The sequence below is a fragment of the Rhodoferax sp. GW821-FHT02C08 genome, assembly GCF_059421805.1.
This window is the reverse complement of record NZ_JBWKVR010000015.1, coordinates 61,674-88,533: the sequence shown is the minus strand read 5'-3', so window position 1 is coordinate 88,533 and position 26,860 is coordinate 61,674. Positions and strand designations below refer to the sequence as shown.

The following is a 26,860-nucleotide window of genomic DNA, read 5'->3' as shown; positions in this document are numbered from 1 at the left end:
CCCGTGGCCAATGGCTACGAGGAACGGCCTGTACGCGTACCCGGCAAGGTGTGCTGCAGCAGTTTCAACGCTTCCACACACTCATACACACACGCACGCACCGACGCATCGACACGCTCCGAGGCGACCGCGGTACATAGCTGCTCCAGTACGGCACAAAACAAGACATCCCAGTCCTCTGCGGACACAACCGCTTCTGGCGCAAGCTGGGGCGCGTTATCTGGTGAGTAAGATACTTGCATGTAAGCGGAATAGAAGACCAAAACTGCAATGTAGGTGTGCTGCTGCGCAAGCAATATGTCATAAGACATAACCGCGCGCCAAACATGCCGACCACGAGACCCCCATGAGTGAAACCCGTTGCAGCGCCTGCCCTTTGCGGCAGCTTCCCTTGTTCATTGCCCATAGCGGGGATGAGCTAGACCTGGTGCAGTCCCTGAAGCGGCGCGAGGTTCAGCTGGCCGCGGGTGAAACGCTGATCCATGAAGGCCAGACCGATGCACCGCTATACACCTTGCTGACGGGTTGGGCCTTTCGCTTCAAAACCTTGAGTGATGGGCGGCGCCAGATCCTGTCCTTTCTGCTGGCCGGTGACTTTGTGGGCGTGCAGCAGAAGATGGGCGACGCATCGGCCCACGGCGTGCAGACACTGACCGACACCTCACTATGCGTGTTCCAGCGCGATGCGCTCTGGGAACTACACCGACGCTCGCCCACCATGGGCTTCAACATCACCTGGCTAACGGCCCACGAAGAATCGCTGGTGGACGACACCCTGCTGTCGGTCGGGCGGCGCAGCGCCGAAGAGCGCATCGCCATGCTGCTGATACTGCTGTTCAAGCGGGCCGCCGCCTTGCAGCCCGATGGTGGCGCGAGCGGCGTGCTATTCCCCCTGACGCAGCAGCATGTGGCCGACGGACTCGGCCTGTCGCTGGTACACACCAACAAGACCCTGCGCAAGCTGGAAAAACGCGGCCTGCACCGCATCGACAACGGGCGCCTGTACCTGCGCGACGTCAAGGCCTTGACCCGGCTAGCCGATCTATATGGCGACGGCAAGCCGCCCCCCAGGCCACTGGTGTAACCCTATTTCACCGGCTTCTTCGCCAGTGCCGCAGCGCGCTGGCGCAAGCCCTGGCAACCGGCGGCCCCCTGCTGGGCCTTGTCACTGTCACCCAGGTCCATCAAGGGGATCAGGGCCGCAAATGGGTTGATCAGTCCCAGCAGCACGGCCCCGGCGGCCTTCAGGCCCAAGGGGCCTTTTTCCAGCGACACATCGGGCTGGCTGAAGCTGCCACTTACCCGGATGGGCGTGCGCAGGGCCAGGGGGCTGAAATCCTTGGGGCTGACCACCAGGCGCAGATCCATGGTCTCGCTGGCCAGGGAGAGTGAGCCCTCCGTCCACACGGTGGAATTGTCTGTATCCACCACCATCACCTTGGGGCGGAACACGCCGCCCGCGGCGGCCAAGTCCGCCACCGCACAAGACACGGGCAGTGCATCGTCCCCCTTGATCCAGACCCCCAGGCTGCGCGCCAGGTCCAGCCCCAGCAACTCCACTCCCAGGTGCGACACCGCGCCATTGCGCAAGTCCATGCGCAACTGCCCCTGCAAGCTGGCCAAAATCTCGGCGGTAGAGCGTCCCTTGCCTTGCAATTGGGCCTGGCCCTGCAGCTGGCCGCTGATGTAGGGGGGCTGCCCCTTGTCGCGCGTCTGGCGCAGCCAGTGGTCCAGCTGCACGCCGCTCCAATGCAGATCGGTCTTCCAAAGAGCCTCATCCGCCCGCCCGTCCAATGAAAGATCCCCCTGCACCTGGCCCTGGGCGGTACGCGCCACCATGTTCTGCAAAGTCAGCAAGCCGGCCTGAAGCTGCAAATGACCACTCAGCGGCTGCAGTGGCTGCAGCAGGCGGGAATTCAGGTCCACCTGTTGAATGTCGATCAGCACATTTGCATCCATGACCCGCATAGCCGCTAGGTCGAACGGACGGTTCGGCAACACACGGCCCTTGGCGCGTGTTGCCGGTACGGACACACTGGCATCCTCGCTGGCTGCCATGGTGGCCGGCGTGGTCCCGACCACCGGTCCCAGGTCGGCCAACTGCAGACGTTTACCACCCAGGCGGCCGGCCAGCAGCGGCACAGGGCGGGCAGTCTCATAAGTAAAAGCGCCATTCAGGCTGCTGGAGCCTACGGTGGCATCGCTCACCACCACACTCCAGGTTGGCCCCTTGCGGGCGATGGCGCCGGTGGTACGGAACGCCGATGTGGTCGGCAGCGTCACGCCCAACGGGTCGCCCACGGCGGCCAGCGAAGGGCCCTGGACGTTGAAGCTTCCCTGGAAGTCGCGAGGTTGCAGCGCATCGGCTGCTCGGCCCTTGAAATGGATCTTGGCACGACCCACGCTGAGGTCCAGCACCAAGCTGACCGGCAACGTGGGCGCAGCGCCCAGCTCGGACGGCAACACCCCAGAGGACTGTACTTCCAACTTCAGGGGCAAATTGCGGTAGCGGCCGTTGCCCTGCAGTTGCAGCACGCTGGCCGCCGGTCCATCCGCTTGCGCAGCCTGGCCAGGGGCCAGAGAAAGCTGGGCAGTCAACGCCAGCCCCAAGGGCACATCGTTGACTCGCACAGCGCCCTGGTCTACCTGCAGATGGCCGAACAAGGGCAGCTGAGCCGGCGATTTGGACGGCTCAGCTGCGGGATGGTCCGGTCCGAATTGCCAGCTGGCCCGGCCATCGACCAGGCGCTCCAGATCACTGTCCAACGTGCGCGCCTGCAAGCTGTGGATACGCAGAGGCTGGCCCTGGTAGGCACGCCACAGGTCCAGGTAGCGCAGCTCCAGGGCCACATCCTGCGCCAACAGCATATGCGGCTTCTTGCTCCAGTCGGGCGCGGCCACCTCCAGCAAGGGGGTCTGCAGCCGCAGCCCTCCCACGAATCGGATCTGAAAGCCCTGGGGAGCAAGCACCACGCGCCGCTGCATGGAGTCCCCCAGCATCCGCTGCAGTGGCGCCGCAAGAAACGGCCAACCCCACCATTCGCCCAGCGCAACGCCCGCCAACAATGCGCAAACGACCGCAGCAGACCATAGCCGCCAAGGAAAAAACGCCTTACGCGAAACCGCAGGACGCGCCGAAGGTTCAGAAGGAGCGCTAGTGGGCATGCGTGTAACAACCTTTTCCATGAAACAAAAACAGAGATGCGTGAAGAAAATTCGGCTGCACCACCAGTGTATCGGTGGTACCGAACACGGCAGCATCGCACTGGCCTCCACACAGGCAACATGGACATACACCGCGTGTTGTCTTACAAGACACAGCCTGCTCTCCGACATACAGCCGCCCTCAAGCGGCCTACATTGAGGTTGCCGCTTGGTTACACGTGGCCCGCACCGCGGGCCCGCCAAGGCGTTCCCCCTGAAGCACATGCGCCACACGTGCCCCGAAGGGCCGAGCGCTTGGCATAAGGAACGCCCATGAGCTGCCAGACCATTCTTACCTCGCGCTGGAGCACATCTTCTTTTGGTGCCACAGCAGATACCTCCCCCATGGAACTCGCCGCCCTGGGCGAGCACCTGGACCATTGCCGAGCGGCACCTGGCGGCCTGTCTGTGCTGCAGTACTGCGCGGAGAGACTCCACGGCTTCGTAGCCGCACGTTTTGTGACGACCCTGTTCATCGTGACACTGCTGATGGGTGGCTGTTTGCTGGCCTTGTAACGCCATGTCTATCGCAGAGCTGCAGCAACTGGTACCCGATGCACCATCGGGGGTGTGCCAGATGCTGGACAAGGCGCGTGGGCCGGTGCTGGCTCCCATCCGCTCGGAAATCTTCGGTCTGCAGCGCTTCGCGCAACACGGCCACAGCCTGGGTGCCACCCACCGCGCCAGCCGACCCAGCCTGCGGGCCGGCAATTTCTTCCCCCGCCTGCGCGACAACATCCACACGCTGCAGGAAGCCCACCGCTACATCGGCGCACAGGCCGCCACGGGGTATGACATCAGTCCCGCTGCCGAGTGGCTGCTGGACAACTTTCACCTGATCGAGGCCCAGCTAGAAGAAATCCGCACGGGTCTGCCGCGCAGCTACTTCCGCACGCTGCCCATTCTGGAAGATGAGCCGCTGGCGGGCCTGCCGCGGATCTACGGCGTGGCCTGGGCCTTCGTTGCCCACACCGATGGGGCATTCAATGAAGCCCTGCTGCAGCAGTACCTCACTGCCTACCAGGAGAGCCGCGAACTGTATCTGGCCGAAATCTGGGCCCTGCCCACCACCTTGCGTGTGGTGCTGGTGGAAAACCTGCGCCGTCTGGCCGAGCGCGTTGCCACCAACAAGGCAGCACGTGAAGTGGCCAATCTGTGCTGCGACAAGCTCGAGCGCTACACCCCGCAGACCCTGGACAGCTTGCTGCACTTGCTGAACCAACGGGGTGTTGGCCGCGTATTTCTGGCCCAGATGGCACTGCGCATACAGGAGCGCCAAGGCAGTGACGACGGGGCGTGCACCAGTTGGCTGGAGCATGCACTGCCGGATGCCGCAGCGGCCCACACCCAGCACAATGCCGATCAGGCCGCCGACAACCTGAGTGTCAGCAACGCCGTCAAGTCATTGCGTGCGATTGGCGATGCCGACTGGCCGGACATCATCGCCCAGGCCAGCGTGCTGATGCAAATCATGCTGACTTCTGCCGCCTTCGAAGCCGAGCACACCAGCACGCGCGACCAGACACTGCACGGCATCGAGCGCCTGGCACGGCGCAGCGGCCGCAGTGAAGCTGCCGTGGCCCAAACCCTGCTGGGCCTGATGCGCAAGTCAGCCGACCCGCACGCCACCAGCACGGTCGCCAGCTACTGGATGCGTGGTGCTGGCCGCCCCACACTGTCCCAAGCTCTGGGCCTGGGCCTGCAGGAGCAGGCATCGGAACTCTGGCGCAAGCTGCGGCAGCGCTCGGCCTTGCCGGTATATCTGCTGTCGCTGCTGCTAGGCAGTGCCGGCGTCGTAGCCTGGCTGCTGCAACGGCCGCATGTAGCCGCGCTCAGCACCCACAACATTGGTGGCTGGATGTGGCTGGCAGCCGCATTGATGGTCTGGCCTGCGTCCGAGGCCATCGTGGCGGTCATCAACCGCCTGGTCAGCGAGTCCGCGCACCCCAGGCCGCTACCGCGCATGGGCCTGGTGGACGGAATTCCAGCAGAGCACCGCGTGTTGGTGGTCATCCCGGCACTGCTGTCCGATGCCGCCTCCGTGATGGCCCTGGTACGCAGGCTGCATTTGCACCATATCGCCAACCCGGAAGCCCAGGCGCAGTTCGCATTGTTAAGCGACTACGCCGATGCAGACGCCGAACACCTGCCGTCCGACAACGCATTGGTACAACTGGCAATAGAGCAGCTGGCCATGCTCAACCTGCGCTACCCCGTCACAGCGGGAGAGGCACCCCGCTTCATTCTTCTGCACCGGGAACGCAGCTTCAGTGAAACCGAGCAACGCTGGATAGGCTGGGAACGCAAGCGCGGCAAGCTGGAGTTGCTGGTGGAAGCCATGGCCACTGGCGAGCGCCAGGCCTTCATCGAATGGGGCGAGGCGTCGCGCATTGCAGCCGATACACCCTACATCCTCACGCTGGACAGCGACACCCAACTCCCCCCGGGCCGCCTGCGCGACCTGGTCGGCGTGGCCGCCCACCCCTACAACCAGCCGCAGCTGGATGCCACCGGCCGGCGTGTCGTCAATGGCTATGGCATCTTGCAGCCGCGGGTGTCCACGCCGCTGCCCGCCACCAAGGACTTCACGCTCTACCACTGGCTGTTTGCCGGGCAATGCGGCATCGACCCCTACAGCGCGGCCTCGTCCGAGATCTACCAGGATGTTTTTGCCGAAGGCACGTTCACCGGCAAAGGCCTGCTGGTGGTGCGCGCCCTGCATGCCGTGCTGGCCCGTCGCCTGCCCGAGGGCGCCGTGCTCAGCCACGACCTGCTCGAAGGCTCGATGGTGCGCTGCGCAACCGTCAGCGATATCACGCTGATCGAAGACGCCCCCTTCCACGCCGATGTGGCCGCCTCCCGCGTGCACCGCTGGATGCGGGGCGACTGGCAACTGCTGCCGTTTCTGCTGCGGCCACGGCAGTTCCACCTGCGCCCCATCCACCTGTGGAAGATGTTCGACAACCTGCGCCGTTCACTGGTGGCTCCCATGTCGCTGGGCCTGCTGCTACTGGCCCTGGCCACCGGCAGCATACCGCCCGGGTGGACGCTGGCACTGGTCATCGCTGCGTTTGCTGCTGGCCCGCTGATGGGAGCCATTGCCGGGCTATCGCCCAGCCGTGACGACCTGGCCAAACAACACTTTTACCGCCATGCCGGCGCGGACCTGGCGCGCGCCTGCTGGGGTGGGCTGTGGCATCTGGCCCAACTGCTGGCGCAAGCCATGCTGAATCTGGACGCCATCGCACGGGCGCTGTACCGCATGGTCTTCAGCCGCCGCCATTTACTGCAATGGACCACGGCCGCCACCGCACAGTCACTGGCCAGTACCGATCTGCCGGGCTTGCTGCGCACCCACTGGCGCGTCCCCGCATTGGCCGCGTTGCTGGCCGGTGCACTGTTAGCCATTGGCACGCCTTATCCGGTGTTGAGCCTGTGCCTGTGCGCACTCTGGGCGGCCTCCCCAATATGGACCTGGTGGGCCAGCACGCCACACCCGCCGCGCCGCGATGCGGTGCTGCCCACCAAAGACCGTGCCATTCTGGAAAGCACCGCGCGCGCCACCTGGCGCTTCTTCGAGCGCTGTGTCGGGCCGGAGGACAACTTCCTGCCACCGGACAATCTGCAAGTACTACCCCACGACATGGTGGCCCACCGCACCTCGCCCACCAACATCGGCCTGTACCTGCTCAGCGTGGCCTGCGCACGCCAGTTCGGCTGGATCGGCACCCAGGACCTGCTAGAGCGCATGGAGGCCACGCTGGCCACCCTGCAACGCCTGCCACGCCATCGCGGCCACTTCCTGAACTGGTACGACACGCAAAGCTGCGCGGCCCTGCTGCCAACCTATATCTCCACCGTGGACAGCGGCAACCTGAGCGGCCATCTGCTGGCAGTCGCCCAAGCCTGCCAGGAACTGGCAACCGCCCCCTACGACGCCAGTGCGGCTCAGGCCGCCCTGCAGCAATTGCGCCAGCGCCTGATGCCCTTGCTGACCGCACGCACCAGCCTGTCACCGGCGCTGCGCCAACAGCTGCAATGGCAGTTGGCCGACCACCGGGTAGCACGCATGTCGGCCGCACGGGACACACAGGCCGAAGCCAGCAGCCACCCTGCAGCCCATCGTCTGCAGGCGCTGGCACTGGCATTCGAGGCGCTGGCCTGGGCGCCGGACTACCGCTTTCTGTACCACCGCAGGCGGCATTTGCTGCACATTGGCTACCGGGTGGCCGAGCAGCAGCTGGACGCCGGCTTCTACGATCTACTGGCGTCCGAATCCCGGTTGACCAGCCTGTTGGCCATTGCCAAGGGCGATGTGCCGGTGCGCCACTGGGCCTCGCTAGGCCGGCCGTTCTTCGCCGTGGGCACAGACACCTGTCTGCGTTCCTGGTCCGGCTCCATGTTCGAGTACCTAATGCCCACCCTGGTGCTGAACGAGCCCCCAGGCAGTGTGCTGCAAGAGGCCTGCCACGGCGCGCTGCACGAGCAAATCGCCTTCGCCAAGAGCCGCAAAGTGCCCTGGGGCATCTCCGAGTCGGCCTATGCCGGACGCGACTACACCCTGGCCTACCAGTACGCGCCGCAGGGCGTGCCACGCTTGGCGCTGCGCCGCACGCCACCCGACGAGCTGGTCATCGCACCCTATGCCAGCGCCTTGGCTGCACAGATTTCACCCCACCGATCTGCTATTAATTTAAAAGCACTCGACGCAATCAAGGCGAGCGGCCGCTATGGTTTTATCGAGGCACTTGACTACACGCCAGAACGGCAGTCTGACAATGCAGTGTTCGCCCCCGTGGCAACCTTCATGGCCCACCACCAGGGCATGACGATCGTGGCCCTGGCCAATGTACTGCTGGACGGTCCGGCGCAACGCTGGGGCATGGCGAATGTGCATATCGAAGCCGTTGCGTCTCTGCTGCACGAGAGCCCGCCGCGCGAAGTAGCACTGCTGCATACCCCGCCCGCACGCCCTGCCGCAACGGACTTGCAGAATCGCCACCCCAACCTGCTGCGCGAACTCATACCCGGTGCCACGGCACTGGAGCCCACCCACTTGCTATCCAACGGGCACTACCATGTGGCGCTGCGAGCGAATGGTGCTGGCTGGAGCCGCTGGCGCACCACCGGCATCACCCGCTGGCGCGACGACGCGCTGCGTGACGCCTTTGGCCATTTCTTCTACCTGCGCTGGAGCGGGCAAGCCCAGCCGGTGTCCATCACCCAGCATCCAGCGCCCGACCCGGCAGCGCACTACCAAAGCACCTTCCACGCAGACCGGGTCTGCTTCGACGCCAGCTGGCCCGGGCTGCAGACCCACACCACGGTATGGGTCAGCCCCGAGGACGACATCGAATTCCGCCAGGTGGAAGTGCGCAACCTGGGCGAACGTCCGCTGGAGATCGAGCTGCTGTCGGCCTTCGAAGTCACCTTGAGTGATGCACGCGCAGACGAAGCCCACCCCGCATTCGCCAACCTGTTCGTACAGGCGCAATGGGAAGACGAAGACCAGGCGCTGCTGTTCCAGCGCACACCACGCCTGCCCACGGAGCAGGCGCTGCAGGCGGCCCACTTTCTGGTCGATACCGATCCCCAGGTAATAGGCATACGCATCCAGACCGACCGGCAGCAGTGGCGGGGCCGTAACCAGGACGCTAGCCAACCCCGTGCAGCCATGGACGCGCGACCCACGGCCTCCGGCCCGCTGCACACCGGGCTGGACCCGGTCAGCGCGCTGGCTGTGCGCCTGCGTATCACCCCGCAGGGCAAGGCGCGCATCACCTTTGCCACCGCCGCCTCGGACTCAGGAGCCACCCTGGGGGCGGTGATAGACAAATACCGCCAGCACAGCAATGTGCAACGGGCTTCGCTGATGTCGGACACCCTGACCGGCATCCGCCTGCGCATGCTGGGTCTGTCGCCTGACAACCTGGCCGCGATCCAGACCATGACCACCCCGCTGCTGCTCAACCTGACACGCATGGGGCGCAGCACCACCCGGGCACCTAGCCTGGGCGTATGCGACAAGCGCCTGCTGTGGCGCCTGGACATTTCGGGCGACCGGCCGATCCTGCTGGTCACCGCCGGCGCCGCAGAAGGCCTGGGCCTGCTACGGGCACTGGCCCAGGCCTTGCGGGTCTGGTCCTGGGGCGGCCTGGGATGTGACCTGGTGGTGGTGAATACCGAGCCCGCGTCCTACCAGATGGAGCTGCACCGCGAGATCGGCATGCTGCGTGACCGCCACCTGGCCGACAGCAGCGCAGAATCCACCCCCACTGGTTTTTACCTGCTGCGTTCGGAAGAACTCTCGGCCGACGAACTCAACACCTTGCATGCGCTGGCCCGCCTGCATTTGCGCGCCGATGGCCGCCCCCTGGTACACCATGTGCAGGCCTGGGCGGCACTGCATGAGACTGCGCTGGAGGACAGGCAAAACACCGCCACCGTGGCCATTCCGGTCGCCGCCAGCCCGGGCACCACGCCGGCAGCCCCCACAGGTCGCTTCGATGCGGACTCTGGAGATTTTCACTTCGATGTCAGCCCCCAAAAGCGTCCGATAAGACCCTGGACCAATCTGCTGGCCAACCCGGCATTTGGCTGCCAACTGACCGAAGCCGGAGGCGGCACCACCTGGGCACGCAATAGCCGTATGAACCAGCTCACTGCCTGGTCCAACGACCCGGTGGCCGATCCGCCCGCAGAATGGTTTCTGTTGCAAGACTGCAAGACCCAGGAAATCTGGAATGTGGCCTCGCACGGTTGCGGCGGAGCCGATGTCGGTTACCAGATCTCCCACGGGCAAGGCCACAGCAGCATCCGACACCGCCACGGCGATATCGATGTAACCACCAGCTGGTGCGTGGACATCCACAGCTCGGTCAAGCAGATACGGTTGCATATCCGCAACCGGGGCCTGCGCACCGCCCAACTGCGTGTGATAGGCGTGGCGGAATGGATGATGGGTGCCAACCGCAGCGACCGCAGCAGTACCCACACGCTGCACGCGCATATTCCTTTGGCCGATCAACAGCTGAGTGTGACGGCCCTGCTGTGCACCCAGGCCGAGCGTTCTGCCGGCTTTGGCAACGGAACCGCCTTCCTGGCCCTGGCTGGTACCGTTGGAGATGCGGACGACTGGACTTGCGACCGGCGCGAATGCTTCGATGCCCGGGGCCGCCTGGTCATACCGGACCATTTCAACCAACGCAGCGGTGGCGGGCTGGACCCCTGCGCCGCCATGGCCAGCATGCTCGAGCTGCCTGCGGGCGAGGCCGACGAACGGGTATTCCTGCTGGGCTATGCGGACAGCCCGGAAGCCGCGCAGCAGCTGGCCACCAGTGCTGCGGGCCTGCCGGCACAGCAACGCCTGGCAGAAGCCAAGCAGCACTGGGACCGCCTGCTGGGAACCACCACGGTAAGCACACCCGACCCGCTGTTCGACGCCATGGTGAACCGCTGGCTGCTGTACCAGACCGTGGCCTGTCGCATGTGGGCCAAGGCCGCCTTCTACCAGGCCGGTGGCGCCACCGGGTTCCGCGACCAGCTGCAGGACGCCATGGCCCTGGCCTGGGCCGCACCCAAGATGCTGCGTGCGCAGATCATCGAGTGCGCGGCGCGCCAGTTCCCGCAGGGGGACGTGCAGCATTGGTGGCACAACCCGGGCGGTGCAGGCGTGCGCACCCATTTCTCGGACGACCTGCTGTGGCTGCCCCATGCCTGCCTGCACTACCTGCGGGCCACGGGCGACACCAGCCTGCTGGAACACAGCCTGCCCTTCCTGGAAGGCGCGGCCATCCCCGAAGGCGCGGAAGATGCCTACTACACCCCCACCATCGGCAAGGACAGCGCCACGGTGTACGAGCATGCAGCGCGCACCATCGACCGCAGTCTGGCCGTGGGCGTCCACGGTTTGCCACTGATGGGCAGTGGCGACTGGAACGACGGCATGAACCGCGTCGGCATTGCGGGCCAGGGCGAATCGGTATGGCTGGGCTGGTTTCTGTGCCAAGTGGTCGCAGGCTTCGCACCGATTGCCGCCCAACGCGGAGACAGCGCCAGAGCCCAACGCTGGACACAGGCTGCCGAGGGCTGGAAAACGGCGCTCAGCGGCCCCGCCTGGGACGGACGCTGGTTCAAACGCGCCTTTTTCGACAATGGCGAACCCCTGGGCTCCGACGCCAATCCCGAAGCGAAGATCGACCTGATTGCCCAGGCCTGGGCGGTACTATCCGGCGCCGCCGCACCCGCTCTGCAACGCATGGCCCTGGCTGCGGTGGAAGAGCATCTGGTGGACCCGGCAGCAGGGCTCGTCCGCCTGCTGGACCCGCCCCTGGCCCATGCGGTGCCAAGCGCCGGCTACATCCAGGCCTACCCGCCGGGTGTGCGTGAAAACGGCGGACAGTACTCCCACGCTGGCGCGTGGGCGGTGATGGCCCAGGCAGCCTATGCCACGCAACAAGCCCAGGGCAAGGCCGCCGATGGAGACACCGCTTACCGCTATTTCTGCTATCTGAACCCGGCACACCGGGCAAGCAAGCCGGCACAAAATGCCGTCTATGGCATCGAGCCCTATGTGATGGCCGGTGACGTCTACACCCATGCGCCCTATGTGGGGCGTGGCGGCTGGAGCTGGTACACCGGGTCAGCCGCCTGGATGCACCGCGCCGCAATCGAGTCGATTTTCGGCCTGCAGCAAGGGGCCCATAGCCTGTGCTTCCAGCCCTGCCTGCCCACGCACTGGCCCCGGGCCGAACTGCTGCTGCGCCGGGAAACGCTGGAGATGCGCTTCATCCTGGTCCGCGCACCAGTGGATACCGCGCTGGCCAGCGTGGGGCGTGCGGATGCGCGTTTGCTGCTACCCGGTGAGGCACTGCCATGGAGCACCCTGGCAGGAGCCCCTTGCTTTGTCATTCCCCTGGAGGCACCCCATGAAAACACCTGACTCTACCTCCCCCAAGCGACCCCGCCAGCCCAGCCAGGCCAAGGACCTGCAAGCCGAAAAGGTTGCACGCCACATCGCTGAACACAAGCACATCGCCCGCAACACGGCCATCGACCTGGACGAAGACGCCTCTCTAGGCGCAAGAGCGGCCGATGCAGTGGCCCGCTTTGGCGGGTCCTGGGCCTTCATTGGCCTATTTGGGGCCGTGCTGGTGGTGTGGGTTGTGATGAATACCTTGCTGTTGACCCACTACAACGCGGTATTCGACCCCTATCCGTTCATCTTGTTGAACCTGGTGCTGTCCATGCTGGCTTCTATACAGGCACCGATCATCCTGATGTCGCAAAACCGGCAAGCCGTGAAGGACCGTCTGCATGCCGAGCACGACTACGAGGTGAATCTGAAGGCTGAACTGGAAATCATGCTGCTGCATGAAAAGATAGACCTGTTGCGCCAAGGCCAGTGGGGTGAGCTGTTGGCCATCCAGAAGCAGCAACTGGAGCTGCTGACGCACCTGATCGAGAAGAACCCCGAAGCTGCCGCCGCCCTGGCCCCGCCACCAAGCGCCCCTCGGTCTAAATAACCGTTTGTCCTAGCCCGCCCTCGGACTGCAGCACACGACCTCGACCCTGGCGCTTGGCCTCGTAGAGCGCGGCATCGGCGCGGGCCAGCAGACCGGTCAACGTGCCATCGCCCTCCTTCAGCACGGCCACGCCGCCGCTGAAGTCCAGGGGAAAGCCCAACTCCTGCTCGGCCCGCAGGACCAGCACGCTGCGCAGACGCTGCTCAAAGCCGATGCTGGCAGATTTATGGGTATTGGCCAGCACGATGCAAAACTCTTCACCACCCAGCCGGCCCACCAAATCACCGGTGCGCCGGCTTTCACGCAACAGGCGTGCAAACAGCTTCAAAGCCAGGTCGCCCACCTCATGGCCATGGGTGTCGTTGATGCGCTTGAAATGGTCTATGTCCAGCATCATCAGGGTCAGTGGCTGCTGGTAGCGCTGGGCGTTGGCGAACATGCTTTCAGCGCGCTCCTGCCAGCCACGGCGGTTTAGCAGGCCGGTCAGGCCGTCGGTCATGGCCAGACTACGCAAACGGGCCTTGGCCTCATCTCGCCAGGCCGCCAACAGGGCCAGAGTAGCCACCAAGGACACCACATTCACGGCCAGTGCCAGCAGCAGGTTGAACAACTGCAGCACCTGCTCAGCCAGGAACTCACCCGCCGCCGCGCGCGCCAGCAACAGCATAGCCATGCCCATCAGGCAGGCACACAGCAGCCAACGCCAATCCCGCCCCGCAGCGCGCAAAGGGAACAGGGTGGCACGCGCCACCACCAGCAGCATGGCCGCCAAGCCTACGTGCGACCAGCCCATTTGGAAACGCGGGTTGTCCCAGCCCAAGGCATAACCCACAGGTACGGCCAGCACCAGCACCAGCATGCAGCGGGTGGCCCAACGGTAGCTCAGCCAGTCTTGTGGGCCACGCCGGCGCGGCCGCCTGCGGGTCGGGCTGAGCCGTGCGCGGTGCCCCAGCCAGCCGCCCAGCGCCCGGTGCAGCAGCCACTGTCCGCAGCCGAACACGGCAATCGCCAAGGTGCCCCATACGGTCTGCCAGCTGTATGACGCGGCAATCGCCAACACCCCGCCCAGCATATGCGTCGCAACCGCCATCTGCGCGCAGCGCGTGGGCGGCGTGGTATGCCGGCCCATCAAGGCCAGCAAGGCCAGGGACAGCACAAACAGGTTGACGGTGGCCAGCACCAGCAGAGTGGGTATGTCTAACTGCATCGCGTTACGAATAGAGTGGTATGTAGCCGGACCACTGCAGCGCGCCTACTGGAACGCCACCTCGGCGAAGCTGCGCAGCTTGCGGCTGTGCAACTGCTCCAGCCCCTGGGCGCGCAGCAGCTCGATGGCGCGGATGCCGATGCGCAAATGCTGGTCCACGCGCTCGCGGTAGAAGTGGTTGGCCATGCCGGGTAGCTTGATCTCGCCGTGCAAAGGCTTGTCGCTGACGCAGAGCAAGGTGCCGTAGGGCACACGAAAGCGGAAGCCATTGGCGGCGATGGTGGCGCTTTCCATGTCCAGCGCCACGGCGCGGCTCTGGCTGAAGCGGCGCTGCGGCTGGTTGTTCGGCAGCAGCTCCCAGTTGCGGTTGTCGGTGCTGGCCACGGTGCCGGTGCGCATGATGTTCTTCAGCGCCACGCCTTGCACCTGGGTGACGTCGGCCACGGCCTGTTCCAGCGCCTGCTGGATTTCGGCCAGCGCCGGGATCGGCACCCACAGCGGCAGCTCTTCGTCCAGCACATGGTCTTCGCGCACATAGCCGTGGGCCAGCACGTAGTCGCCCAGCTGCTGGCTGTTGCGCAAGCCGGCGCAGTGGCCGACCATGATCCAGGCATGGGGACGCAGCACGGCGATGTGGTCGGTAATGTTCTTGGCATTCGCCGGGCCGACGCCGATGTTCACCATGGTGATGCCCGCGTTGTCCGAGCGCACCAGGTGGTAGGCCGGCATCTGCGGCAGGCGCGGCGGCGCGGCGCCCAGTGCATCCACGGCCTCGGCCGCCAGGCCCACGCGGCGCGTGATCACGTTGCCGGGCTCGACAAAGGCGCAATACTCGCTGTTCGGGTCGGCCATGGCCGCATGGCCCATGCGCACGAATTCGTCAATGTAGAACTGGTAGTTGGTGAACAGCACGAAGTTCTGGAAATGCTCGGGCCCGGTACCGGTGTAGTGGCGCAGGCGGTGCAGCGAATAATCCACGCGCGGCGCGGTGAACAGCGATAGCGGCAGCGGGTCGCCAGCCTTGGGCTCGTAGGTGCCGTTGGCAATGCCGTCGTCCATGGCGGCCAGGTCGGGCAGGTCAAACACATCGCGCATCAGCATGCGGCGTGCAGCGTCCATATGACCTTCCACATGGTCATGCTCGGCAAACGAGAAATGCACCGGAATTGGCAAGGCACTGGTACCGATCTCCAGCTCGACGCGGTGGTTTTGCAGCAGCAGGCGGAACTGCTCCAGGTAATAGCTGCGGTACAGGTCGGGGCGCGTCAACGTGGTCTCGAAGCGGCCCGGGCCGGCCACGAAGCCGTAGCTCAGATGGGCGCTTTCCAGCACATGGGCGCGCGCCACGGTCTCGGTGTGCAGACGCACAAACGGGTAGCAGGCCCGCACATGGCCGGGCAGTGTCTCGCCCGCCACAAAGCGCTGCATGGCCTGGCGCAGATGGTCGATCTGCTGGTCATAAATCCGCTGGACCTGCGCCAATGCAGCATCCGGGTCGGTGAAACGGGTCGGGGCGATGAAAGGGGGCAGATAGGGCATGGGGCTATTGTGCAACGCAACAAGGTCAAGAAGAAAGGGCGATAACAGGCTCACGCATGGTGACGAACTCTTCGGCGGCAGTGGGATGGATGCCGATGGTGCTGTCGAACACAGCCTTGGTCGCACCGGCCTTCATGGCCACGGCAAAGCCCTGCACCACTTCGCCTGCGTCCGCGCCCACCATGTGCAAGCCCACCACGCGGTCGGTCGCATCGTCCACCACTAGCTTCATCAGTGTGCGCTCGGTGCCGCCACTCAGCGTGTGTTTGAGCGCCTTGAACTCGCTGCGGTAGATACTGACCCGGCCAAACTTTTGGCGCGCGTCGGCCTCCGTCAGGCCCACGGTGCCGATGTTGGGGTGGGTAAACACGGCGGTAGGAATCAAGTCGTAGTCCATCTGCCGCGCAGCCTTGCCGGCCTTGGGGCCGAGCAAATGGTCTACCAGTGCCATGGCCTCGCCCAGCGCCACCGGCGTGAGCTGCACGCGCGCCGTCACGTCGCCCAGCGCGTAGATCGACGGCACCGAGGTCTGGTAGTGCGCATCCACCAGCACTGCACCGTCAGGTGCCTGCGCCACGCCCACAACCTCCAGGCCCATGTTCTGCACATTCGGCACCCGGCCTATGGCGTACAGCACCTGGTCCACCGTCAGCGTGTCGCCATTCCCCAGGCGCACTTCCAGACCTGCGGCGGTGCGCAGAATGCTGGCCACCTCTGTCCCCAGGCGCAGATCCACACCGGCCTTGCGCACCTCCTGCGCCAGGAATGCACGCACATCGTCATCAAAACCGCGTAGCGGCTGCTGTCCCCGGTACACCTGGGTCACCTGTGCACCCAGGCCGTTGAAGATGGAGGCAAACTCACAGGCGATGTAGCCCCCGCCCACCACCAGCAGGCGCTGCGGGAACGGGTCCAGGTCGAACATCGCGTCGGACACCACGGCGTGCTCGGCGCCCGGCACCGAGGGCACGGTGGGTGTGCCGCCAGTCGCCAGCAAGATGTTCTGGGCGATGTAGCGCTGGTCGCCGACCTGCACGGTATGCGCGTCCATCAGCGTGGCCCAGCCGGTCAACAGCGTCACGCCCGCACCCACCAGCAGCTGGCGGTACACGCCATTCAGGCGGCTGATTTCTGCGGCGCGCCGGGTCTTCAGCAGACCCCAATCGAAACTTGGCCGCTCTACCTGCCAGCCAAAGCCGGCAGCCTCTTCAAAGGACTCTGCATAGTGGGCCGCATAGCTGTAGAGTTTTTTGGGAATGCAGCCCACGTTGACGCAGGTACCGCCCAAGGCCCCGGCCTCCACCAACGCCACCCGCGCACCGCGCTGGGCCGCCATGCGCGCGGCCCGTACCCCGCCGCTGCCACCGCCCACCACCAATAGATCAAATGCGAATGCAGACATTCCAGAGACTCCTGTTGCTGCGGTGTGTAAAGCCGCATTTTGCTATAAAAAAAATAGCTTCCGAAACAAGCGCTTACTACGCCATTACCTTTTTTAATGAAACATGGCGACCCGGCCGCGCATAAATCGCAATAATGGCAGCCTCTACGCTCTACCCAAAGGTTATCTGTGAAATTCCCCCTGTGTACCGCCGCCTTCTGCCTGCTGGTCAGCAGCACTTTCAGCGCCATGGCAACAGACGCCGCCGATGCTGCCAAAGAGCCCGGCGCCGTCGTCACATCCAGTGGCCTGGTGTTCCGCTCGCTCAAGGACGGCACCGGCGCCAGCCCCACGGCCAGTGACAAAGTCAAGGTCCATTACCGTGGCACCTTCCTGGACGGCAAGGAATTCGACAGCTCCTATAAACGCGGCGAACCCATCGAATTCCCGCTCAATGGCGTCATCAAATGCTGGACCGAAGGCGTGCAGCGCATCAAGGTCGGCGGCAAGGCCAAACTGACCTGCCCGGCCAGCATCGCCTACGGTGAACGTGGCGCCGGCGGCGTCATTCCGCCCAACGCCACACTGCAATTTGAAGTCGAGCTGCTGGCCATCAACGGCAAGTAAATTTCTCTCTGGATTTTTGGACCCACCATGGCACCCTCCCTGGCCACGCAAGACACAACCTCCACCTCCGACCCCCGTGGCAGCACCGCTGCGCATGAGCACATCGCCTTCATTGGCGGCGGCAACATGGCCAGCGCCATCATCGGCGGGCTGATCAAAAAAGGCGTGCCGGCGAACCACATCGTGGTCGTCGAGCCCTGGGAGGAAGCCCGCAACAAACTGCTGGCCGACTTCGCCGTGGTGGCCCATGAAATGCCCGGCCCCGCACTGGCCAGCGCCCGCACCGTGGTCTGGGCCGTCAAACCCCAGGTGTTCAAGGACGCTGCCCTGCAAGCCCGCTTCCACACCAAGCAGGCCCTGCACCTCAGCGTGGCCGCCGGCATCCGCAGCAGCAGCATCGCCCGCTGGCTGGACAGCGAGCGCATCGTGCGCGCCATGCCGAATACCCCCGCGCTGATCGGCAAGGGCATGACCGCCCTGTTCGCCCGCGACGCCGTGACCGACAGCGACCGCCATGTCATCGAAAAAGTGCTGGCCGCCACCGGTGAAAGCCTGTGGGTGGGCGACGAGACCCAGCTGGACGCGGTCACCGCCCTGTCTGGCTCCGGCCCGGCCTATGTGTTCTATTTCATCGAAGCCATGATCCAGGCTGGCGCCGACATGGGTCTGAGCCGCGCCCAGGCCCACAAGCTGGCCGTGGGCACCTTCTATGGCGCGTCGGCCCTGGCCCATGCGTCCAACGAGCCGCCCGAAATCCTGCGCCAGCGCGTCACCTCCAAGGGCGGCACCACTTTTGCTGCCACCACCTCCATGGACCAGAGCGAGGTGAAAGCGCACTTCATCCGCGCCATGCAGGCCGCGCAACACCGCGCCCACGAGTTGGGTGACGAGTTCGGCGAGTAAACCAGCCCACCGCACCATGGCCACGCAGCAAAGCACGATCGACTTCCTGCTGGACCAGCTGACCACTGCGGGCCCCGTCACGGCCCGCAAGATGTTCGGTGAGTACTGCATCTACCTGGCCGGCAAACCGGTGGGCTTTGTCTGCGACGACCAGCTCTTCCTCAAGCCCACCCCCGAGGGCCGTGGCCTGATTCCCGCGCCCACCGAAGGCTTCCCCTACCCTGGCGCCAAGCCCTACCTGCTGATCACGCCCGACACCTGGGACGAACGCGAATGGCTGTGCCAACTGGTGCGCACCACCGCCGATGCGCTGCCCGAACCCAAGCCAGCCAAGCCGCGTAAGCCCAAGGCCTGAAACCGATTGCTACATAAAAAATAGCTGCTAGCGCAGGTAGTACCTGCGCTAGCAGCCTATTTCACCCCAACCTCACAAACCGATTCAAGCCGCCATGCGCAGCTGCTGGTGCGGGTCGATCACAAACTTCTTGGGCGCACCGGCGTCGAACTCGGCATAGCCCTTGGGTGCGTCGTCCAGCGAGATGACCTGCACGCCGACGATGTCGGCGATGTGGATGCGGTCCCACAGGATGGCTTGCATCAGCGCGCGGTTGTACTTCATCACCGGAGTCTGGCCGGTATGGAAGCTGTGCGACTTGGCCCAGCCCAGGCCGAAGCGCAGGCTCAGGGCGCCGCTCTTGGCGGCCTTGTCGACACCGCCCGGATCGTCCGTCACGTACAGGCCGGGGATGCCGATCTTGCCGGCCGCGCGGGTGATCTCCATCAGCGAATTCAGCACGGTGGCGGGCGCTTCGCCTTGCGATCCGGCGTGGCCGTGGCCGCGGGCTTCGAAGCCGACGGCATCCACAGCGCTGTCCACCTCGGGCGTACCCAGGATGGCGGCGATCTGGTCGGCCAGGCTCACGTCCTGCGACAGATCGACGGTTTCAAAACCGACCTTGCGCGCATGCACCAGGCGGGCCGGGTTCACGTCACCAACGATCACCACAGCAGCACCCAGCAGACGTGCAGATGCGGCAGCAGCCAGGCCGACCGGGCCGGCACCGGCCACATAGACCGTGCTGCCCGGGCCCACGCCGGCGGTCACCGCTCCGTGGTAACCGGTAGGCAGGATGTCGGACAGACAGGTCAGGTCCCGGATCTTGGCCAAGGCGCGATCACGGTCGGGGAACTTCAGCAGGTTGAAGTCGGCGTAGGGCACCATGACGTACTCGGCCTGGCCGCCGATCCAGCCACCCATGTCCACATAGCCGTAAGCACCACCAGCACGCGAGGGGTTCACGCTGAGGCAGACGCCGGTGTGCTGCTCCTTGCAGGTGCGGCAGCGGCCGCAGGCCACGTTGAAGGGCACGGACACCAGGTCGCCCTTCTTGAGGGTCTCCACGTCGCGTCCCACTTCCAGCACCTCGCCGGTGATTTCATGGCCCAGCACCAGGCCGGACATGGCAGTGGTGCGGCCGCGCACCATATGCTGGTCGGAACCGCAGATATTGGTGGACAGCACTTTCAAAATCACCCCGTGCTCGGCCTTCTGGCCCAACGGGTTGATGAGCTTGGGGAAGGGTATGGATTGCACCTCGACCTGGTTTTGCCCCAGGTACACAACACCTCGGTTATCTGACATAGCGTTTGTCTCCTTTGTTCTTCATACACACGTGAATATGGATACGCCATCTGCCCTGCGGACAGACGCGTGCCCCATCGTAGTGCGGAGGAATGGTGGCTCTGGCCAAATTGCGACACCAATCGGCCAGTTAGGTCCATGCGCCGGTAAGTTTTCGTAAGAACGTGTTCACGTTCTTAGCGCGAGGCCTTACCAGCTGGGCCCGCGGCGGATGGCATCGATCCGGCCTTCCAGCTTCTGCAGGCTGGCCGCGCCCGTGGACTTGCCCGACAGCACCTCGTGCGTGGCGCTCCAGAACGCGGCCGAGACTTCGTTGTACTTGGCCGGCAGGTCCTTACGTAGAACATCACGCCGGCATCGGTCAGCCAAGGCAGGGCCAGCAGCTTGCCGTTGACCGTGTTGTTGGCCACCATGGAGGGGAAGTAGTTCTTTTCCACGCCGTTGGTATAGGGCCCGAGGTCAAGCAATTGGTCTTTCAGAATGCCGGGCCAAACCACATCGATCTGCAGCGCATCGAGCTTGTCAGCCTTGGCCGCAAACATCTGGCGAAACAGACCCAGGATGTCGCTGGACGACTGGGGAATGCTCAGCAGCTGCAACGTGTTGCCGGTCTTGGCGCCCCAATCGGCGGCCATTTTTTTGCAGTACTGGAAGTCCTGCTCGCTCGAATTGCAGGTCACGGCCCACGCGCTGCCCGAACCCAAGCCCAAACCACAACCCAAAACGAAACCGAAAAAGAAGGCTCAGCCGAAAGCGTAGCTGCCGCCGGCCACGCCGACAAACACCGCAAACCCGACCCAGTGGTTCAGGCGGAAGGCCTTGAAGCAGCCATCGCGCTGGCGGCTGCGGATCAGGGTCCAGTGCCATAGCGCCTGCAGCGCCGCCACCCCGATTGCTACGTAAAAGATAGCGCCTTGCACATACGGTTCAAGCGCCAGCAGCCAAATCAGCAAGTAAATTGCGTAGAAGGCCATGACGCCCGCCACGTCGAAGCGGCCCAGGGTGATGGCCGACGTCTTCATGCCGATCTTCAGGTCGTCGTCGCGGTCGACCATCGCGTATTCGGTGTCGTAGGCCAGCACCCAGAACAGGTTGCCCAGCAACAAGACCCAGGCCAGAGGTGGCACGCTCTGCCACCAGGCCGCCAGGCTGAAGCCGGCCCAGCCGGCGGCGCTGAACACCTGCCAGGCCGGCCCACCCCGCACGGCAGAAAACGCCATCGGGATACCGAAGCTAAAGGCCACGCCCAGGACGGCCTGCGGCATGGACACATAGCGCTTGGCATACGGATAGACCAGGGCCACGGCCAGCGCGGCAAACGACCAGACCACGGTGACCGCATTGGTGGTCAGCACCAGCGTAAACGCGGCGATGGCCAGCAGCGCGCCAAAGCGCAGCGCAGCCCCCACCGACAGCGCGCCGCTGGTCACCGGCCGCTGGGCCGTGCGCTTGACATGCTTGTCGAACTCGCGGTCGGCCACGTCGTTCACGCAGCAGCCGGCACTGCGCATCAGGATGGTGCCCAGGGTGAACACCGCCAGCAGATGCCAGCCCGGGAAGCCCCCCGCCGCCACCCACAGCGCGCTGAGGGTGGGCCAGAGCAAGAGCAGCCAGCCAGCCGGGCGATCCCAGCGGATCAGTTGCAGGTAAAGACGCACAGATTTCATAGCCAAACAGGCTGCCAGCGCAGGTAGAACCTGCGCTGGCAGCTACGATTTATGTAGTAAACAGACTTACAGGCCGAGTTGCCGCAGGTCCAGCTTGCCCTGCAGCACCGGCGGACACCACAGGTAGGCGCCGGAGACCGGCTTGGAGTAGCTGAAGGTGGCATCGACCACGCCGTCCTCCTGCCCGGCCATACGGCGCATCTGGGCTTCGAACGCATCCAGGGTGGCGCCGAAGGCCACGAAGAACAGGCCGCACTGGTGGCCCACAGCCCAGGGCATGGAGCGGCGCAGCACAAAGGCTTCGGGGCTGAAGCTTTCTTGCGCCGTACGCTTCACGTGGGCCGAAATCGGCGCGTCGTCCAGCTCCTCGTTGTCGGACATGCGCCGGCCCATGGCCTTGTTTTGCCCGTCCGTGCCGAGTGCGTCGAAGGCGTCCAGGTTGTGCACCCATTGCTGCACGGCGACAAAGCTGGAGCCGTCCTCTTGCAGTGCGGCGGCCACAGCCTCGGCGCCCTCGGGGTTTTCGGTGCCGTCTTCAAAGCCGGTCAGGTCGCGGCCATGCTCGGCCGCCGGGTCGCCGTGGCGAAAGCCGTCGAGCACGCGGTCCAGGTGGAAGGCCGGGGCCAGGGCTTTTTCGATGGCGCGGGCCTGCAGCACCAGCTCGCCTTGCGCTGCGCCACGCAGCCAGCACCACAACGCCACGGGCGTGCTGGGCACCTGCACGCCGTGGCCAGACATGTCGGGCATGGGCCGCAGGCCGGGTACCTCAGCCCCCAGGGCCTGCACCAGCGTGACACCCAGGCCGGCGACAACGCGGCGGCCATCGACCTGGTCCACCAGGCGCTGCAGCGCGGCACGCAGGGTGTCTGCACTGGTTTGGGCCGGGATGGAGAAAAACAGGTAACGCCCATGGGCGGGTACGGCTTGCAAGATGCCGGCTTGTGCAAATTCCACAGAATGCTCCACAAAGATCAGGATAAGCGTTTCACGCCCGGCAGTTCGCAGGCATAGATGGCGTTGCGCAGGGCGGCAATCGCCTCGTAACGGGTGAAGCTGCGCCGCCAGGCCAGCACCACACGGCGCATGGGCGGCTCGCCGTCGAACGGCAGGTAGCGCACATAGGGGTCCTCGTCGCGGCCACGGCGCGGCTTGGCGGCCAGGGCGGCCTTGGGCACGCTCAGACGCGGCACCAGGGTGATGCCCATGCCAGCGGCCACCATGTGCTTGATGGTCTCCAGCGACGAGCCCTCGAAGCTCTTGCGTATGCCCTCGGCGCCGCTGGAAAAGCGAGCGAACTCGGGGCACACCTCCAGCACGTGGTCGCGGAAGCAATGGCCGTTTCCCAGCAGCAGCATGGTCTCGGCCTTGAGCTGGTCGGAGGTGACGCCGGGCAGCAGCGCCAGCGGGTGGCTGGTGGGCACGGCGACCATGAAGGGCTCGTCGTACAGCGACGCCACGGCTAGGCCGGTGTCGGGGAAAGGCTCGGCCATGATGGCGCAGTCAATCTCGCCCATGCGCAGCATTTCCAGCAGCTTGACGGTGAAGTTTTCCTGCAGCATCAACGGCATTTGCGGCGTGCGGCTGATGACCTGCCGGACCAGGTCGGGCAGCAGATACGGGGCAATGGTGTAGATGATGCCCAGGCGCAGCGCGCCGCCCAGTGGGTCTTTGCCGCGCTGGGCGATTTCCTTGATGTTGGCGGCCTGCTCCAGCACGCTTTGCGCCTGGCGCACGATCTCTTCACCGAGCGGGGTGATGGTGACCTCGTTGGCGCTGCGCTCAAAGAGCTTCACGTCCAGTTCTTCTTCCAGCTTCTTGATCGCCACCGACAGCGTAGGCTGCGACACGAAGCAGGCATCGGCCGCCTTGCCAAAGTGCTTCTCGCGGGCCACGGCCACGATGTATTTGAGTTCGGTGAGGGTCATGGGCTGTATTGTCTACCGGTCCAAGGCTCTGTGCACCCCCTTTGCCAGGGCGATACAGGCGAAGCTAATCAGGAATCACGGCGTCAATCACCGCGCCAGTGGCTTTCACGCCGGTCTTGACGATGACGGCGCCGGTGGTCACCACGGCGTCGGCCACAGCCACCACGGCGCAGCCACTGCACGCCATCGCCATGGCCACCACCCACATCCATCGCCGCATACACGCCCCACTTATTGAAAAAACAGGCCGCATCATAAAACCTGTACCCTCACGCCCGATTTAGACTGTGTACCATTTCGTACACAGGTACTGAAATCGGCCCGAAGCCCGAAAAAATACGTTCAAAATAGGCCCCCGCATACCCACTGGGTGGGGTCACGATTTCATCTGGCGACCGGCAACAGACTGCCAATAACATGTATTTGGAGGCGTATCGATGAGACTTATTCCGAACACGATCAGCGGACGGTTGGCCTGCGGTTTTGCCGCGCTATTGGTCTTTATGGCCCTGAACATCGGAGTGGCCTGGGTGCAAATGAACCGCTTGGGTGCCACCTCGGACCACCTCATCGACAACCTGGCAGCCCGCGAGCGCGAGGCCCGGCAATGGCAAACACTGCTGGGGCGCAACGCCTTGACGGCCAACGGCGTGCTCGTCACCAGCGACCCGGAAAAGCTCAAGCCCCTGGTGGAGGAGCTCAATAGCGGCACGGCCCGCATCACGGCACTGTACGCCGCCTATGCCAAGCGCGACGACGCGCAGGCCCCCATCAGCAAAGCGCATACAAACTTTACTGCTGCCACCAAGGACTTCATGGACGCGGTGGCCTCGGGCTCCAGCGACTTCATGCGCTCTGAGTTCTACGACAAGTTCGCCCCTGCCGTACGCACCTACCAGGACCTGCTGGAAACGTTGGCACAACACCAGCAGGAACAGATGGACCAGGGCCGCGCCGCCGCCGAGGTGGAACGCGCCAACGGCATCCGCGCCATGCTGCTGCTGGGCATACTGGCCTGCGCCGTGGGCGGTGTGGTGGCCTGGCGCCTGTCCAGCGGCATCCGCCGCGCGCTGATGGAAGCCGTGCGCATGGCCCATGCCGTAGCCCAGGGTGACCTGACGGCACGCAGCACGGTCAAGGTCCAGGGTGAGCTGGAGCAGTTGTTTGGCGCCCAGGAAAGCATGTGCGAGCGCCTGCGTACCACGCTGTCCAGCATCCAGACCTCGGCCGAGGCCGTGCAACTGGGCTCGGGCGAAATCGCCTCCGCCAACAATGACCTCAGCGTGCGCACCGAGCAACAGGCCGGCACCCTGCAAAAGACCGCCTCCACCATGGAGCAGATGACTTCGGCCGTGCACAACAACGCCCACAACGCCACCCAGGCCAGCCAGCTGGCCAAGAGCGCCAGTGCCAACGCCGTGCAGCGCAGCGCGCAAATGAATGAGCTGGTAGCCAGCATGCAGCAAATGGCCTCCAGCAGCAGCAAGATCGCCGAGATCACCGCCGTGATCGACAGCATCGCCTTCCAGACCAATATCCTGGCGCTGAACGCGGCCGTGGAAGCCGCACGCGCCGGCGAGAACGGCCGCGGTTTTGCCGTGGTGGCCAACGAAGTGCGCACCCTGGCGCAGCGTAGTGCCACCGCTGCACAAGAGATTCGCGGCCTGATCGCCAACAGCGTGCAGAACGTGAATGCCGGCGTGACCCTGGCCACCGCCGCCGGCGGCTCCATCGGTGACCTGGTGCAAAGCGTGCAGGCTGTGGCCGGTCTGCTGCAGGAGGTTGCGGACTCCACCGAACGGCAAAGCCAGGAGCTGTCGCACATCAACCATTCGGTCGCCGAGCTGGACCATATGACGCAGCAGAACGCGGCCATGGTGGAAGAAAGCGCCGCAGCCGCCAGCAGCCTGAAGGAGCAGGCCGACCATCTGAAAGACGCCGTGGCGGTGTTCCGCTTCGGTTAGGCATTTACTAGAGCGTGTCGACGTTCTAAGCAAGCTCCCCCAGGCGGCCCATGCTGAAGCGCATACCCGTCCAGCAGCTGCGCCTGGGTATGCACATCGACGGTTTTTGCGCGCCGTGGATGGACCACCCTTTCTGGCGCAACCATTTCGTGCTGGCGGACCCGGCCGATATCGCACGCATCCACGCCAGCAAGGTCGCAGAGGTATGGATAGACCCCAGCAAGGGCCTGGATGTGGAGGCCGGTCCGGCCCCCGCAGCCGCCACTCCACGCCCCCCAGCCGCGCCCATCGCGCAGGAGCCCGCAACACCACCGCAGCGCGACACCGCCCCCACCGCCACCGCGGTGGAATATGCACGCGCCGCGCAGATCTGCAGCAAGGCCAAACAGGTGGTGGCCGCCATCTTCCAGGAGGCCCGGATGGGCCATGCGGTGGATACCGAACTGGCACAGGCGCTGGTGCAAGACATCACCGATTCGGTGTTGCGCAACCCAGACGCCATGGTCAGCCTGGCCCGGTTGAAGACCGCCGACGACTACACCTATATGCATTCGGTAGCGGTCTGCGCGCTGATGGTGGCGCTGTCGGGCCAGCTGGAGCTGGACGAGTCGCAGACCCGCTCCATGGGCCTGGCCGGCCTGCTGCACGACATGGGCAAGGCCGTGATGCCCACCGACGTACTCAACAAGCCCAGCAAGCTGACCGACGCCGAATACGCCACCATCCAGGCCCACCCCAAGGAGGGCTACCGGATCCTGATGGATTGCCTGGCCGCCGACCCGATGGCGCTGGACGTGGTGCTGCACCACCATGAAAAAATGGATGGCACGGGCTACCCGGATGGTCTGAAAGGCGAAGCCATCAGCCTATCGGCCCGCATGGGCGCCATCTGCGATGTCTATGACGCCGTGACTTCGACCCGCCCTTACAACAAGGGCTGGGACCCGTCTCTGGCGCTGCAGCGCATGGCCGAATGGACCAAGGGCCACTTGGACCCGCGCATCTTCCAGGCCTTTGTGAAACGCATGGGCATCTACCCGGTGGGCGCGCTGGTGCGGCTCAGCTCGGGGCGCATAGGCGTGGTGACCGAGCAAAGCCCGGGCACTCTGCTGAAGCCGGTGGTGAAGGTGTTCTTCTCCACCAAGTCAGACATGCGCATACGCCCCGAACTGGTGAACCTGGCCGCAGCGGGCTGCACCGAGAAAATCGCCGCCCGCGAAGACCCCGACTACTGGCGCTTCCCGGACCAGGAGTCACTCTGGTCCGGGTTCATCTAG

The 26,860-nt window shown here is 64.8% G+C and carries 20 protein-coding genes; 9 read left to right on the top strand and 11 right to left on the bottom strand.

Annotated features, from left to right (window positions below):
* Window positions 1-14: 14 nt before the first annotated feature.
* Window positions 15-311, bottom strand: a complete 297-nt coding sequence (locus tag AC07VY_RS18055; protein WP_495098654.1) for a hypothetical protein — start codon at window positions 309-311, stop codon at window positions 15-17.
* 35 nt (window positions 312-346) lie between these two features.
* Here AC07VY_RS18055 and AC07VY_RS18050 point away from each other — a divergent pair, with 35 nt between their 5' ends.
* On the top strand, window positions 347-1,084 hold the full coding sequence (locus tag AC07VY_RS18050; protein ID WP_495098653.1) for a Crp/Fnr family transcriptional regulator: 738 nt from the start codon (window positions 347-349) through the stop codon (window positions 1,082-1,084).
* A 2-nt stretch (window positions 1,085-1,086) separates the two neighbouring features.
* On the opposite strand, the gene AC07VY_RS18045 is transcribed toward AC07VY_RS18050, so the two are convergent.
* Window positions 1,087-3,066, bottom strand: coding sequence for an AsmA family protein (locus tag AC07VY_RS18045; RefSeq protein ID WP_495119497.1), 1,980 nt, complete (start codon window positions 3,064-3,066; stop codon window positions 1,087-1,089).
* Between the two features lie 411 nt (window positions 3,067-3,477).
* On the opposite strand from AC07VY_RS18045, the gene AC07VY_RS18040 reads away from it, so the two are divergent.
* From AC07VY_RS18040 to AC07VY_RS18030, 3 genes are read left to right on the top strand one after another with little or no spacing between them, the layout of a single operon-like run.
* The gene (locus tag AC07VY_RS18040) at window positions 3,478-3,720 is read left to right on the top strand and encodes a hypothetical protein (RefSeq protein WP_495098651.1); all 243 of its coding nucleotides are present in this window, start codon (window positions 3,478-3,480) and stop codon (window positions 3,718-3,720) included.
* Between the two features lie 4 nt (window positions 3,721-3,724).
* The gene (locus tag AC07VY_RS18035) at window positions 3,725-12,145 is read left to right on the top strand and encodes a glycoside hydrolase family 94 protein (RefSeq protein ID WP_495098650.1); all 8,421 of its coding nucleotides are present in this window, start codon (window positions 3,725-3,727) and stop codon (window positions 12,143-12,145) included.
* Window positions 12,132-12,728, top strand: coding sequence for a DUF1003 domain-containing protein (locus AC07VY_RS18030; RefSeq protein ID WP_495098649.1), 597 nt, complete (start codon window positions 12,132-12,134; stop codon window positions 12,726-12,728). Before AC07VY_RS18035 ends, AC07VY_RS18030 begins: the two co-directional genes overlap by 14 nt.
* Here AC07VY_RS18030 and AC07VY_RS18025 read toward each other — a convergent pair.
* The 3 genes from AC07VY_RS18025 to gorA are packed head-to-tail and all read right to left on the bottom strand — an operon-like array spanning window position 12,721 to window position 16,876.
* The gene (locus AC07VY_RS18025) at window positions 12,721-13,935 is read right to left on the bottom strand and encodes a GGDEF domain-containing protein (protein WP_495098648.1); all 1,215 of its coding nucleotides are present in this window, start codon (window positions 13,933-13,935) and stop codon (window positions 12,721-12,723) included. The genes AC07VY_RS18030 and AC07VY_RS18025 overlap by 8 nt on opposite strands.
* Before the next feature lie 45 nt (window positions 13,936-13,980).
* A complete protein-coding gene (locus AC07VY_RS18020) occupies window positions 13,981-15,474 on the bottom strand; it encodes an AMP nucleosidase (RefSeq protein ID WP_495098647.1) in 1,494 nt (497 codons plus the stop codon).
* A 25-nt stretch (window positions 15,475-15,499) separates the two neighbouring features.
* Window positions 15,500-16,876 carry a glutathione-disulfide reductase gene (gorA, locus tag AC07VY_RS18015; RefSeq protein ID WP_495098646.1) on the bottom strand — a complete coding sequence of 459 codons (1,377 nt, stop codon included), beginning with the start codon at window positions 16,874-16,876 and terminating at the stop codon, window positions 15,500-15,502.
* 228 nt (window positions 16,877-17,104) lie between these two features.
* Between gorA and AC07VY_RS18010 the strand changes: the two genes are divergently transcribed.
* From AC07VY_RS18010 to AC07VY_RS18000, 3 genes are read left to right on the top strand one after another with little or no spacing between them, the layout of a single operon-like run.
* Window positions 17,105-17,482: an FKBP-type peptidyl-prolyl cis-trans isomerase gene (locus tag AC07VY_RS18010; RefSeq protein WP_495098686.1), complete on the top strand. Its 378-nt coding sequence runs from the start codon at window positions 17,105-17,107 to the stop codon at window positions 17,480-17,482.
* A gap of 27 nt (window positions 17,483-17,509) precedes the next feature.
* A complete protein-coding gene (gene proC / locus AC07VY_RS18005; RefSeq protein ID WP_495098645.1) occupies window positions 17,510-18,385 on the top strand; it encodes a pyrroline-5-carboxylate reductase in 876 nt (291 codons plus the stop codon).
* A 16-nt stretch (window positions 18,386-18,401) separates the two neighbouring features.
* Complete coding sequence (locus tag AC07VY_RS18000; protein WP_495098644.1) at window positions 18,402-18,740, top strand: TfoX/Sxy family protein; 339 nt, start codon at window positions 18,402-18,404, stop codon at window positions 18,738-18,740.
* Between the two features lie 84 nt (window positions 18,741-18,824).
* On the opposite strand, the gene fdhA is transcribed toward AC07VY_RS18000, so the two are convergent.
* The 6 genes from fdhA to AC07VY_RS17970 all read right to left on the bottom strand — a co-directional run bounded on the left by fdhA (window position 18,825) and on the right by AC07VY_RS17970 (window position 23,839).
* The gene (fdhA, locus tag AC07VY_RS17995) at window positions 18,825-20,027 is read right to left on the bottom strand and encodes a formaldehyde dehydrogenase, glutathione-independent (RefSeq protein ID WP_495098643.1); all 1,203 of its coding nucleotides are present in this window, start codon (window positions 20,025-20,027) and stop codon (window positions 18,825-18,827) included.
* A gap of 176 nt (window positions 20,028-20,203) precedes the next feature.
* Window positions 20,204-20,707: a hypothetical protein gene (locus AC07VY_RS17990; protein WP_495098642.1), complete on the bottom strand. Its 504-nt coding sequence runs from the start codon at window positions 20,705-20,707 to the stop codon at window positions 20,204-20,206.
* 63 nt (window positions 20,708-20,770) lie between these two features.
* A complete protein-coding gene (locus tag AC07VY_RS17985) occupies window positions 20,771-21,694 on the bottom strand; it encodes a UbiA family prenyltransferase (protein WP_495098641.1) in 924 nt (307 codons plus the stop codon).
* Between the two features lie 66 nt (window positions 21,695-21,760).
* Window positions 21,761-22,648: a Dyp-type peroxidase gene (locus AC07VY_RS17980; RefSeq protein ID WP_495098640.1), complete on the bottom strand. Its 888-nt coding sequence runs from the start codon at window positions 22,646-22,648 to the stop codon at window positions 21,761-21,763.
* Between the two features lie 17 nt (window positions 22,649-22,665).
* The gene (locus tag AC07VY_RS17975; protein WP_495098639.1) at window positions 22,666-23,619 is read right to left on the bottom strand and encodes a LysR substrate-binding domain-containing protein; all 954 of its coding nucleotides are present in this window, start codon (window positions 23,617-23,619) and stop codon (window positions 22,666-22,668) included.
* Between the two features lie 64 nt (window positions 23,620-23,683).
* Window positions 23,684-23,839 (bottom strand): hypothetical protein, encoded by a 156-nt coding sequence (locus tag AC07VY_RS17970; RefSeq protein WP_495098638.1) that lies wholly within the window; start codon window positions 23,837-23,839, stop codon window positions 23,684-23,686.
* Window positions 23,840-24,056: 217 nt separating this feature from the next.
* On the opposite strand from AC07VY_RS17970, the gene AC07VY_RS17965 reads away from it, so the two are divergent.
* Both AC07VY_RS17965 and AC07VY_RS17960 read left to right on the top strand, forming a co-directional pair.
* Window positions 24,057-25,583 carry a methyl-accepting chemotaxis protein gene (locus AC07VY_RS17965; protein WP_495098637.1) on the top strand — a complete coding sequence of 509 codons (1,527 nt, stop codon included), beginning with the start codon at window positions 24,057-24,059 and terminating at the stop codon, window positions 25,581-25,583.
* A 50-nt stretch (window positions 25,584-25,633) separates the two neighbouring features.
* Window positions 25,634-26,860 carry a cyclic di-GMP phosphodiesterase gene (locus AC07VY_RS17960; protein ID WP_495098636.1) on the top strand — a complete coding sequence of 409 codons (1,227 nt, stop codon included), beginning with the start codon at window positions 25,634-25,636 and terminating at the stop codon, window positions 26,858-26,860.